The following is a 12,842-nucleotide window of genomic DNA, read 5'->3' on the forward strand; positions in this document are numbered from 1 at the left end:
TTTAGGTTTATGAAGAATTAAGCTTTTTATTATCTAAAAAGAACATCAAAAACTAACCATTATGAAAACTAGAATTACTACATTGTTTTTATTCATAATTACAGGAATAGTGTCATATTCACAAAGTCCAACATTAAATTTAACAGGAACTAATCCCTCTATTTCAAAAGGGAATATTGACACAGAAGTGTTAACTGCGATTATTCAACAAAAACAAGAAGAAATAAAAGAAAGAGTATTTAGAAATACTATTGTTAAACAGTTTAAAGATACTGATAACCATTATTCGAAGAGACTAAATAATTTCGCCACGTTTAATTATCTGTATAATTTAATGGATATTTTGACAAGCGGAAAAAATAAGACTGTTATGACTAAAACGGCTATTGAAAATACGGCAGAATTTGCGTTTGTTTTTGGTTTAGCATATTATCATGACAAGACAATAAATAATTCTACAGTTTTTCAAAATGCAAAAGTTAATAACCTTATTATACACAAAACAGACAAAAAATTAGAAGTTGAACAAAAAAAAGATAGTGTTCTTCGGTTTAACCTATTAGTAGATTTATGCTTTAAAATCGTTGCTGAAAATGAAGATAAATTTCAAAAGCAATTCAAGTTTAAAAACTCATTAGAAAATGTCAGTTTCAAAAGGTGGTATGACTCTGATAATGTTTTTGAACTTGAAATGTATAAAGCTTTGGGCTGCCCTTATATAGATGAAGATAGGATTCAAAAATTTCATTGTAAAAAGAATCCTACTAGAGTAAATGAACTAAATGATTTAAAACAAAAAGTAACTAAAAGCATAGAAGATATCCTAATTGTGTCAAATCAAGCAGAAGAATTAATTGATTTAGGAAAAAAAATAAACGACACAGGTCTCAGAAAAGAAATTGACACTTTAGTAACGAAAATTACTGAATCTAAAGGCTCTGAAATTTCTTTAGAAGTAGATGCTCTAAAATCAAAATATTCAAATCTATTAAGTAACGAACAAGAAAGTTATTTAGCTAAACTATCGAGTCTAGTCAACTCTAATTTTGATGAATACAAAAACCTATATGATTTTTATAAAGGTTTAAAGAAAAGCCAATTTAAAGATTTCACAATGACTCAAAATCAATACTATTCTATGAAGTATTTAATTATTGAGTTCATTAGTGTTGCTAAAAATCAATACCCAAACGATGCTATTTCTACAGTTTTAGACTTCTTATTAGAAAATACTCTAGTCGAATTCAATGATTCATCAGGCAACCTAGTTAATGAAGACCAGAACAACTCTAAGAATATAGGTTATTTATATGTAGATATAGAATCTATTATTTCTACGATAGACCAACGTTTTAATTCCATAAAAAAGAGAAAAATCACAAAGTATATTACACCTTTTTTTAGTATGGGAGTTAATTATGCTTCATTCAGCAATAATAATAACCTCATTGATAATGAAGCAAGTGGTACAAGCTCAATAGGTAGCCTTTATTATGCTAGTGAGAAAATTGGAATTAAGTGGAAATTATGGAATTGGAAATATACTCATGCTTTTGAGGCGGGAGAAAGTTTTAAATATTACAATAAACAAACTTATTGGTTGAGACCACAAGAAGAACCACTAGTGAGTGATGTATATATCTTTGGATATGCGTCAGGTCTACTCTATAACTTAGTTGATTTAAAGTCTGAAGAAAATTTTGATTATGCTCTTGTTGGAGCTGGAGTAGGTATGACTTTTTTTAATGGACTTTCCGCAAATATTAGTGTCTCTAGTCCAGTTGTTGATAATTCAATATCATCTAAAAACAGTTTTGTTAACTTTGGTTTAGATATACCAATTATCGAATATATATCAGCATTAACTAAAAAGAAATAACTACTGTAAGTAATTGCTTATTATAGTCAATAAGTATTTCTCTACTAGAGATTCCTATTGAAGCAGGAGTGAGAAAAAAACGTCATTACGAGTGATAATGCAGTAATCTTTATGTTTGTAGTTCAAAATAAACAGATTACTTCAGTCGTACCTCCTTCGTAATGACGTTCGTTGTTTTTATATAAAAATATCCCTACACATCTGTACTAATCCAATAACTTCCCGTTGAGGTAGTAGACGGATTATAAGCCAAAATATTCACTTTGGTACCGTTGGCAACATCCGCTAGTAACCATTCCATTGGCTGGTTGTTGATAGCGCCACTTTCCAACTCAACCATATTGCCGTTTAACGTCACCTCGTCGGTACTAATGTCGAACTGTAGCGTGGTTTCTCCTCTGTTTTCAAAACCAATAAAACTCTCCCTGTCATACGATACCTGAGTAATCACCTTGGTTTCATTAGGTGCTACCTGTCCCACAAAATCAGTAATAGAGCTGCTTCCTGTAGTTGGACGATAGCTATACTGAGCCCTTTTTGCAGGCTCATTGGTAAATACTAACTGAGCCGTATTTATAATTTGAACAAGCGTTGTATAACAATCGTTCAATGCCGAAATACGATCTTGGGTAATTACCAAACGCTGTTTTTTATATACCTCTTGCTGAGTGTTCGCGTTTTTTAATTCGTCTTTAATTGTTGCCAACTCTTCCACAATAGATGCAGGCATTCCGCCTTTATTTGCATCGGTCAAATCATCTAAATAGTTCGTTACCACTTTTTCTAAAGTTTCTAAAAATACCAACATTTTAGGCTGATTTTTACTCGCATCCCTATAACCAGTAGTAAACTCCTTTAATACCGCAGGATTATCAGGAAAAGCCCACATAGCATGACTTTTTATACGATTATACACACGACTTGCATTTTGCATTTCTATCAACACCTTTTGCGTTTCCACTCCTTGTTTAGCCAAGGTACTTACATCGGTTACTACTGTATCTGCCGCATCAATCTGATTTAAAAAAGCAGTTTCATACTCACTCGTAAATCGGGCATTGAAAGCGGTAAAACGCTCCAAATCTTGCGTAAATAGGTTGTAAATTGTACGTGCGCTTTCAGCTAAAAAAGCATCTGATCCTTTGAATTTTCTTCTTGTTTCCATATTAAAATTTAATTTAAGTTACACGTGTGTTTTTAGGGATGCGTAATACACGCTACCCTTAGGTAATTCTTAGAAACAACAAGATTATAATAGCAGGAGAGCCCCTTGCCACTAGTTAAAATTCCATAAAAAATTAGATGGTTTTAGCGATACAATCATAGCATTTTGTTAGTTTCTTTTTCTTAACCACTTCTAAATTATAGTGTTGGGGTATAAAAAACAAATGCGATGGTCAATTTTTGCTTTTTTTTTAACAGGCAGACTATCAGAAGTATATCTTTTATACTAGTTGCGAATACTTTTTTTGTACTGTCAGTTCGAAACAGCATACTTTGATTAAAGAGACTACTAAAAAAGCACCCCGTCATAAGCAGGCAAACCAAAAATAACACCGCAAGAACCGTTAAAATTAAAATCTGTTTGAGCGATAGCGAGTTATTTTAATTTAGGTTTGTGGATGATTATTTTTGAGTGCAGGATGGTTAAGGCTAGATTTTTTGTTTAGCTCATTAATTTTTATTGGTTTTCAAAGGAATTCATGAACCTCCAAAGTCGGTTTCTTTTTCATCAATGGAAAAAGAATAATAGCTTAGAAAAAGATTTTTCTATGTAAAATCTAACTCGTTAATACGTAGACCGAGAGCGTTGGGTTGAATCCATACAGATTTGAGAGTGGGAGGATAACAGTAATATCAGCGACCCATGCCGTGGTGTTAACGGAGCGTGCCGTGATATCAGCGACCTGTGCCGTGGTGTTAACGGAGCATGCCGTAATATCAGCGACCTGTGCCGTGGTGTTAACGGAGCATGCCGTAATATCAGCGACCCGTGCCGTGGTGTCAACGGAGCGTGCCGTGATATCAGCGACCCATGCCGTGATGTTAACGGAGCATGCCGTGATATCAGCGCCCCATGCCGTGGTGTCAACGGAGCATGCCGTAATATCAGCGACCCATGCCGTGGTGTTAACGGAGCGTGCCGTAGTATCAGCGGCCCGTGCCGTGATATAAAGAACCGTTACTACTCTAAAAAACAATTTTTATAACCTAAATAATTGAGCTTATGGGATTCCGTAAGAATGTGTGGTGTTGTTTTTTTAGGTTCGCAAGAATTGTGAGAGCAACTCACTTTTATAATTAATTAACAAATAACAATAACTCGTTAACAACTTTATTTTTAATAAAGTGTTGGTTTTGATATGCTTGATAGTGTATAAAAATTACTAAATCTTATGATATCCCATGCTTTTATAGGGATAAAAGAACTAAAGTTTGGTATATAACGAGTTACCCACAATATCAGCTCAAAATACTAACCAATTAAAATGAATAAAAAAATTGAAAAATATTGGAATCAATATAAATCTTATCGTAGAAAAGTAAAACGAGCTAAAAGAATAAAAAAATATAGAGATAAAATTGCACCATATTTAAAAAAAGATTTTGGAGTTGAGTTAAACTACAAATTATGGATAACAAAAGGAGCAAGATTTAAAGCAAGTGAAAGAAATAACATAGGTGACAATCTATCATCGCAAACAATCGGATATTTATCAGCATATTTAATTATTTTTAATTTAGTAAATATTTACGATATTTCCTTCATTGTAAAATTCACAAATGACCAATTAGGTTTCATATCTACTGCATTATCAATTTTAATTCTTCTTTATAGTCAATTTGAGAATGCTAAAAAACACTCAATTAAATCAGAAAAATTTCATCAATGTAGTTTAGAAATTGCCGAACTCTATAATGAATTGAGAATGGTAAAAACATTTGAAAATATTTATAATCGAGAAGACAAAATAAAAAGAATATCAGAACGCTATGATGAAATTTTAAAGAAATACGAAAATCATCTACCAATTGATTTAGCCGATTTCAGACGCACAAAACCAAAATATTTTGAGCTTAATTGGTTTGAGATAAACTGGATTAGGGTAAAGAAATATTTCTTGGTTAGATTTAAATATCATTTAATGATTTATGGACCAATTTTGACATATATTGGATATCAAATATGGATAAAATACTGTGGGTAACACCGTATAAAATTAATTGCTGATTTTTGCTCACTTGGGAAATTCCTACGGAATTTCGCCGTTCGTAATTAATCTAGTAAATTAGTTGCTTAAAACACGCAACTAATCTTATACCAGAACGTTAGGTGTAATAAAAAACAACTCTGCTGTATTTAAATGAACAGAACTGATAAAAATTGTTTGATTTGTAATGAAGAAATGATAGAAAGGAATTTCTATGAACAAAATAAAAAACTATTCACTGATAAACCTAAATTAAATCACGAAGAGCACATAATTCAAAATGCTATTGGAGGAAGACTAAAAAGTTCTGAAATATTATGTGAAGATTGTGGAAGTACTTTAAATAACGAAATAGATATTTCATTTATTAAATTATTTGATTATTTCACTCAAGAATTGAAAACCAAATTACCCAAAGAAAGAAATAGCAATGTAATAAAAAAAATTACAGGCATACATCTGACAAAAGATATAGAAATATATAAGAAAAATGATAAAGTCTTTCCTAAAAAACCATTTTATGAAAAAGATGAAAACAAAAAGGAGATAAGAATCTTTGCAGAAGAAAACATTATAAATAACTTCATTAAAAAAGTTCAAAAAGAGGTTTCACATTTTGAAGAATACAAAATTTTTAAGATTACAGAATTTGAACAAGATGACAAATTTGGGTTCTATTTTAGTAAAAAAGTAGAAGACTTTAACGATAAATTTGTTTACGGCTTAATAAAAATAGTAACTGAATTTGCTTATCTAAAAGGTATTAAAAGAGAAGATTTAAAAAGGTGTTTAGACACACAGAAAAATCAACTTATTTTCACAAAAAATGTTATACCTTTTTATCCGATAGGTGTAGTTGACCACTATTTTGAACAATATAGAGTCGTTTTAGAAAAAAACTACCCTTCACACACATTAATCCTTTACACTGAAGAAAACATTGATGGTACAAAAAGGCTAACCTGTTATATTGACCTATTTAGTACGTTTCAATATTATGTAGTAATTAATGACTCTTATATTGGAGAAGAAGTATTTGAAACATATTACCAACATTTAAACAAAGGAAAAATTAAGTCTCCAGATTTAAGTAATTATGAATATAAAGAACTTTTAGCAATAGCACAAGATTATGATATTGACTTATCAAAAATTAAAATTGAAAGACCTAAACTTGATGATTATAAAAAATTTATTTCTAGTAAAATTAGTACGATAACAACTAATTATAATACTGATTTTAATGATTTATTGGAATTTTATAATTACTTAACAAAAGAACTTGCTTTATTAGATAGCGGAAGAGGAATTCTTTTTGAGGATTTCAACTTGTTAGATGGAATTAGTAAATATGATAAAACAAATATGTTATTTGAATTAACTATGATTTCTAATACACCTAATAATTTCAAGCAAAAAATTTACAAGAGGTATTTTAAAAAAAATGATAGCACATATATTACTTTTGACGAAATTTATAAAGAGATGGAACATAATCAAAATGAGGCTAAAAGATATGGGAAATATAAATTTGAATGTTTGAATATTTTTGTTCAAAATTCGTAAAACAATCCATTAAGAACAATTACTACACATAACACCGTATATAATTTATTGCTAGTTCTAGCCTACTTACGAAAATCCTAGGGGATTTTCTATTCGGTTTTTATTTGCTAAATTACGTGCTTAACCACGCAACAAACCATATACAAACACGTTGGAAAACATTAAATTTACTTTATTTTAAAGTAAAGTATTTTATGAAATCAAAACCGAAACTTTTTTCGGTTTTCTTTTTTTTCAGCCTGTTGTTTTTTAGCGTCCAAACGTTTGGCAATCGCTGCTTTTTTAGGTTTGGTAGCTTTGCGTACTTTGGGTACTACCAAGGCTTGTGCTAAAAGGTTAAAAAAGTGTTCGGTAACCAATTCTTTGTTGCGGTGTTGTGAGCGGCTTTCTTGAGAGCTTAGTATAAGCGTGTTTTCTTTAGAGAGTCTGTTGGCTAAGTTTTTAAGGAGTAGCGTTTTTTCTTTGTCCGAGAGTCCTAACGAGTCTTCAATCGTAAAACTCAACTCTACTTTAGAAGATACTTTGTTTACGTGCTGTCCGCCCGCACCAGAGCTTCGTACGGCTTTAAAATTGAGTTCTTTTAAAAGTTGTTCTTTATTCATAGTGTTTGTGAATGTCTCAAATATAGAAAATCTATTGCTGTTTGTAAAGGGGGCTTACTAATAGAAGTGACTCTTATTGGTGAGAGTTGGGAACTTTAAAGGGTATTCGTAACTAGAATTAAGCAGATTTCTCGCTATCGCTCGAAATGACAAAACATACGTCATTTCGAAGGAGGTTACGACTGAGAAATCTCAAGGTTCAGCAGCCCTATCGAGAACTATTCCAGCGTTAAAGTCCTAAATTCTCGATACAAATTATGCTCTTTTCAATCGCAAAATTCACTCGAATTGACAGCTTTAAAATTTTAGTCAACCTACTTTAATAGGTGTTACTGTGTTCCTGTAAAAACAGGAGTTTCAAATATAAATAATCTATTGTTGTTTGTAAAGGGGGCTTAATAATAGAAGTTACTCCTATTGGTGAGAGTTGGGAACTTTAAAGGGTATTCGTAACTAGAATTAAGCAGATTTCTCGCTATCGCTCGAAATGACAAAACGTAGGTCATTTCGAACTGTAGTGGAACGGAAGTGAGAAACCGTAAGGTTCAGCGGAGCTAAATCTTTTAGTTGAGTACTGGAACTTTAAAGGGTAGTTGTTACTTCTATTAGTGAGATTCCTCCTCCTTCGTCGTTCGGAATGACGTTCAGGTTGTTTATATCATATTATAATAATTAAAAGCTGTCATTTCGAAGGAGTGTGCGACTGAGAAACCTCAAAGTTGAGTGTTGGGAGCTTTAAAGGGTATTCGTAACTAGAATTAAGCAGATTTCTCGCTATCGCTCGAAATGACAAAACGTAGGTCATTTCGAACTGTAGTGGAACGGAAGTGAGAAATCTTTTAATTGAGTGTTAGGAGTTTTCAAGAGTGTTTGAAACTAGAATTAAGCAGATTTCTCCCGCTGGTCGAAATGACGTTTATCTATTGTAGTAATGACATTTAGCGATACTTACATATCGTAATTAGGCGTGTCGGGTGATTGGTGCATAAAGTGCATATCTAAATCGGTAAGCGTATCAGAAAAAGAGTATAAGTTTTCTTTTTTAGCGAGTAATTCATCAATAATTGCTACTGCTTTTTTTAAACGGGTTTCTTTGTCTCCTTTTAACAATACATACGGACGGTTGTATTTTTTTAACGCATTTTCAAACGCTTTAAACATTTCCAAGCGTTGCTCGGGTCTGTCGCGTAAATCGTCGGCTTCCCAAGGCGTATCGATATAGGTTAAAAAATAAATATCGTAAGTGTTTTCAATGGCAGCCTCGTCTAATTTCGGATCTACGAATCCGCCATAATACTCTTCAGAATATACTTTGGTTTCCAATAAATCGGTATCACAGATGAGTACTTTATCCGCTTTTTTAGCCAATTCATTTTCCAAGCCCATTTGTCCTTCAGCAATCGGAATCAAGTCTTGCTGCTCACAAGTTTTACGTTCGTTGTTCCACTTGTCTTGCAAGTATTCACGGGCAAATTCGGGAGCCCAAACAGTATTGTAATGACGCGCTAACTGACCAGAAAGTGTTGTTTTTCCTGTGCTTTCAGGTCCAAATAATACCACCTTTACAAGGTTGATGGGTTGTTGTGTAAGTGCTTTTTCCATGCTAAATATCCTGCAATTGCAATAAAGGTAAATAATAAATATTGAAAACTGGTAAAGGTAAATCCTTTGTAAAAGTACAGTGGAACGGAGATAATATCGCCAATAATCCAATAAATCCAGTTTTCTATTTTTCGTTTTGCCATCAGCCACATTCCTACAAAGAAAATAGCAGTAGTAACGGTGTCTACATAAGCTGTCCAGCTCGTCCATTTATCAAAAACGGTATAAACAGCATAGACGAAAACTAAGGTGGCTACAAATATGGCTACGCTTTGTTTTTTTTCTTTAGATGTTGTTCTAGAGATAGGAGTTACATGGGTGGCGTCTACTTTTCGTGTCCAGATATACCAACCGTATACACTCATAATAAAGTAGTACCCGTTGATCATCATATCGCCTAATAATTCCCATTTTAATAGGAGGTATACAAAAATAGCGGTGCTTATCATCCCCGTAGGGAATACCCAAATTTTATTCTGTTTTGAATACCAAACGGATAAAAAACCAAAGATTACCGCAATAATTTCTAGCCAAACATGGATAGGATTGTAATCAGCATACTGCCCAAAAAGGAAATCAAAAAGTTGGCTCATAATCGCTACGATCGGTTTTTACGATTTTCATAAACAGCAATCCGTTGTCAATTAATTCAAAAGCATTTTTTAATTCAGAAGTAACTAAACTCATCACGGTATCATAATCACCATACACTTGCGTACTTAATGGATTTTCTAACACGGTTAAACCTGAGGCTCTTAATTTTTTGATGAAATTGATAATTGGTTCTTCAAATTCGTTCTGAAGCGGACTTAAAGTCAATTCTATGGATATTTTCATTGTTGTTCCAAATTAGAAAGATGCAAAGTTACTAAAGTTAAGTTGTTGTTGCATGGTAAAGGTTTTGGGAGTTTTTCAAAGTTTCAAAGATGCAGAGTTTTTGGGTTGCAGAGTTTTGGAGTAGGAGGGTATGGTGCCTTTTTTAACAAGCACATACGCAGGTGAATCCTTCCATTTCTAGGAAGTGAATGTCGTACTCAGAGGTTTGTCCTTCGTATAAAATTTTTCCAGTAGTTACATTTGTTTCAAAAGAGAAATCTTCAATATAAATGTTTTCTAAGAAGCGGAGTTTTTTCTTTCCGTAGATTTTATACAAACTTTCTTTGGCTCCCCAAACAATGGTTAATTTGCTTACCAAAGCATCGTGGTTGGCAATAGATTTGTATTCTTCTATAGGAGTAAACTTGTGTGCAATTTTCAGAATTTTGTCGCGTTGCATTTCAATATCTATCCCCACAGGTTGTGTATCGGAAATAATTATTGCCGAAAAGGTAAATGAATGGGTTATTGAAATGAATTTGCCGTCTTTTAAGTGTGGTTTTCCGTAGCCATCGTACAGTAAATCGTCATCGGTATAGCCAACTTCTTTTAGTAAGTGACGTACGCTCATAAAGCCTCTTTGGTGTAAATCGGACTTCATGCCGTTTACTCTTTGTTGATTTCCTTTTGTTAAAGAAACGCCGTTAGAAAGTTGTTCAAAAGATTCTTCAATCTTCCAAATCAATGCTTTAGCATGGTTGTTTACCGTTAATGTTTTGTAAAGAGGCATATTTTAGAAAGTTATTTCGTAATTTTGCGACTCAAATTTAAGATACATAAATATACAAAAATATGAGCACAAAAACCGCGACATATGTTCCTTACAAAGTTAAAGATATTTCTTTAGCTGATTGGGGAAGAAAAGAGATTGAATTGGCAGAAGCTGAAATGCCAGGGTTAATGAGTTTACGAGAAGAGTATAAAGATGAGCAACCTTTAAAGGGTGCAAGAATTGCAGGATGTTTACACATGACGATTCAAACTGCGGTTTTAATTGAAACATTACAAGCTTTAGGTGCTGAGGTTACTTGGAGTTCTTGTAATATTTTCTCTACTCAAGATCAAGCTGCTGCTGCTATTGCTGCTGCTGGAACTCCTGTTTATGCTTGGAAAGGTATGAACGAGGAAGAGTTTGATTGGTGTATTGAACAAACATTATTCTTTGGTGAAGATAAGAAGCCATTAAACATGATTTTAGATGATGGTGGAGATTTAACGAATATGGTATTAGATAAATATCCTGAGTTAGCTTCTGGAATTAAAGGTTTATCTGAAGAAACAACTACTGGTGTACACCGTTTATACGAGCGTATGAAAAACGGAACGTTACCAATGCCTGCGATTAACGTAAATGACTCGGTTACTAAATCGAAGTTTGACAATAAGTACGGATGTAAAGAATCTGCAGTTGATGCAATTCGTCGTGCTACTGATGTAATGTTAGCTGGTAAAAGAGTAGTGGTTTGTGGTTATGGTGATGTTGGTAAAGGTACTGCGGCATCTTTCCGTGGAGCTGGTTCTATCGTTACTGTTACTGAAATTGACCCTATTTGTGCGTTACAAGCTGCAATGGACGGTTTTGAAGTGAAGAAATTAGAAACTGTTGTAGGAAATGCTGATATCGTAATTACTACTACTGGTAACAAAGATATTGTTCGTTCTGAGCACTTCGAAGCGATGAAAGATAAGACTATCGTTTGTAACATCGGTCACTTTGATAATGAAATCCAAATGGCTTGGTTGAACGAGACATACGGAGATACTAAGGTTGAAATTAAGCCTCAGGTTGATAAGTATACTGTTAAAGGAAACGATATTATCGTATTAGCTGAAGGACGTTTAGTAAACTTAGGTTGTGCTACAGGTCACCCAAGTTTTGTAATGTCTAACTCTTTTACAAACCAAACCTTAGCGCAAATCGAGTTATGGAAAAATTCTGATGCGTATAAGAACGAGGTGTATATGTTACCAAAACACTTAGATGAAAAAGTAGCAAAATTACACTTAGCTAAGATTGGTGTTGAGTTAACTGAGTTACGTGAAGACCAAGCTAAATATATTGGTGTAACTGTTGAAGGTCCATACAAACCAGAACACTATAGATACTAGATTATAGATTTAAGATTTTTAGAATCAAGAGTCAAGACACAAAAAATCCCGCAACATTGTTGCGGGATTTTTATATTTACAACTCTAATTTAATTGCTATGCTAAATACAATAATCAATACTGTAATCATTCTAACTTTACTTTACACAAGTTACTCTTTATGGAAGATTGGTAAAAGAAGAAAAGAAAACGGTTTGTTGTTTAAAATGATTTCACTGTTCATTTTAATTCATATTGTCATCTTTCCAATTATTTATGTACTTATTATCAACAATGACCCAAGTAGTATTGAAATTGATAATAAAATTCTTTCTTTTGAGAAAGAAGCTAAATTGAAAGATTTAGAACTGAGTTATAATAAAAAAGATATTGAAAGTCAGGAATTAATTATTGAAGATATTTTAAGTTCAGATATTGAGTTATTAAGAGAAGAAGATATTTTTTGGTTAGATGATTACTATACTTTTGATGAGGATGAACCTGATAACTTCATAACTACTAAAAAAAGGACGTTGTATTTTTATGAGAGGAGTAAACAAACTCCAGCTATTCCTTTTGGGAAGTTTATAAGAATTAATTCGAAAAATAAAAATTTTAAAGAATTTGAACTAAAAGGGGATTTTAATATGACAGCAATTGAAATATTGAAGAAAAGACTGGACGAATTAAAACAATTAAAGCATAAAAGATTTAACCAATTAAATATAATCAAGTTAAATAAGTTTTGGAGTTATAAAGAAGTTCTTCCCTATACAATTAATATCTTATTCACAGACAGTTTTAAACCCAAAAGAAAGGGGGCACAAATAATTCATTTTCTTCATAATGTTGTAGTTGCCGCTTTCTTATTAAGTTTTATAGTAAGTTTATTTCAAAATTATATAACAAAAGAAGATAAAAATCAAAGCATTGAAAAAAGGTTAGATAGAATAGAAGAATTGCTTAAGGAAAAAGAGTAGATAAAAAAATCCCGCAACTTAGTTGCGGGATTTTTTT

Annotated in this window: 11 protein-coding genes; 5 read left to right on the plus strand and 6 right to left on the minus strand. The window is 32.5% G+C overall.

All coding sequences use genetic code 11. The annotated features are described in order from the left end of the window. Nucleotides 1–61: 61 nt before the first annotated feature. A complete protein-coding gene (locus VBY68_RS14780; protein WP_415270164.1) occupies nt 62–1,879 on the plus strand; it encodes a hypothetical protein in 1,818 nt (605 codons plus the stop codon). A 193-nt stretch (nt 1,880–2,072) separates the two neighbouring features. Here the strand turns inward: VBY68_RS14780 and VBY68_RS14785 are convergent, their stop codons facing one another. Further along, nucleotides 2,073–3,044, minus strand: coding sequence for a hypothetical protein (locus tag VBY68_RS14785; protein ID WP_415270165.1), 972 nt, complete (start codon nt 3,042–3,044; stop codon nt 2,073–2,075). 1,324 nt (nt 3,045–4,368) lie between these two features. On the opposite strand from VBY68_RS14785, the gene VBY68_RS14790 reads away from it, so the two are divergent. Together VBY68_RS14790 and VBY68_RS14795 are read left to right on the plus strand one after the other, a co-directional pair. Next, nucleotides 4,369–5,088 (plus strand): SLATT domain-containing protein, encoded by a 720-nt coding sequence (locus VBY68_RS14790; RefSeq protein WP_415270166.1) that lies wholly within the window; start codon nt 4,369–4,371, stop codon nt 5,086–5,088. Between the two features lie 156 nt (nt 5,089–5,244). After that, nucleotides 5,245–6,657, plus strand: coding sequence for an HNH endonuclease (locus VBY68_RS14795; RefSeq protein ID WP_415270167.1), 1,413 nt, complete (start codon nt 5,245–5,247; stop codon nt 6,655–6,657). A 200-nt stretch (nt 6,658–6,857) separates the two neighbouring features. Here the strand turns inward: VBY68_RS14795 and arfB are convergent, their stop codons facing one another. The 5 genes from arfB to VBY68_RS14820 form a co-directional block, all read right to left on the minus strand. Continuing rightward, nucleotides 6,858–7,259: an alternative ribosome rescue aminoacyl-tRNA hydrolase ArfB gene (arfB, locus tag VBY68_RS14800; RefSeq protein WP_415270168.1), complete on the minus strand. Its 402-nt coding sequence runs from the start codon at nt 7,257–7,259 to the stop codon at nt 6,858–6,860. 948 nt (nt 7,260–8,207) lie between these two features. After that, nucleotides 8,208–8,861, minus strand: coding sequence for an AAA family ATPase (locus VBY68_RS14805; RefSeq protein ID WP_415270169.1), 654 nt, complete (start codon nt 8,859–8,861; stop codon nt 8,208–8,210). Beyond that, nucleotides 8,822–9,454 carry a nicotinamide riboside transporter PnuC gene (gene pnuC / locus VBY68_RS14810; protein WP_124590375.1) on the minus strand — a complete coding sequence of 211 codons (633 nt, stop codon included), beginning with the start codon at nt 9,452–9,454 and terminating at the stop codon, nt 8,822–8,824. Before pnuC ends, VBY68_RS14805 begins: the two co-directional genes overlap by 40 nt. Then, nucleotides 9,438–9,698 carry a YkoF family thiamine-binding protein gene (locus VBY68_RS14815; RefSeq protein ID WP_415270170.1) on the minus strand — a complete coding sequence of 87 codons (261 nt, stop codon included), beginning with the start codon at nt 9,696–9,698 and terminating at the stop codon, nt 9,438–9,440. Before VBY68_RS14815 ends, pnuC begins: the two co-directional genes overlap by 17 nt. A gap of 142 nt (nt 9,699–9,840) precedes the next feature. Further along, entirely contained in the window at nt 9,841–10,467 is a 627-nt protein-coding gene (locus VBY68_RS14820; protein WP_028891326.1) for a 4'-phosphopantetheinyl transferase family protein, read from the minus strand. A gap of 62 nt (nt 10,468–10,529) precedes the next feature. On the opposite strand from VBY68_RS14820, the gene ahcY reads away from it, so the two are divergent. Beyond that, entirely contained in the window at nt 10,530–11,846 is a 1,317-nt protein-coding gene (gene ahcY, locus VBY68_RS14825) for an adenosylhomocysteinase (RefSeq protein ID WP_415270171.1), read from the plus strand. Nucleotides 11,847–11,944: 98 nt separating this feature from the next. Beyond that, the gene (locus VBY68_RS14830) at nt 11,945–12,805 is read left to right on the plus strand and encodes a hypothetical protein (RefSeq protein ID WP_099215660.1); all 861 of its coding nucleotides are present in this window, start codon (nt 11,945–11,947) and stop codon (nt 12,803–12,805) included. Nucleotides 12,806–12,842: the final 37 nt, after the last annotated feature.

Source organism: Tenacibaculum ascidiaceicola (assembly GCF_047470925.1).
In the GTDB taxonomy this organism is placed as follows: domain Bacteria; phylum Bacteroidota; class Bacteroidia; order Flavobacteriales; family Flavobacteriaceae; genus Polaribacter; species Polaribacter discolor.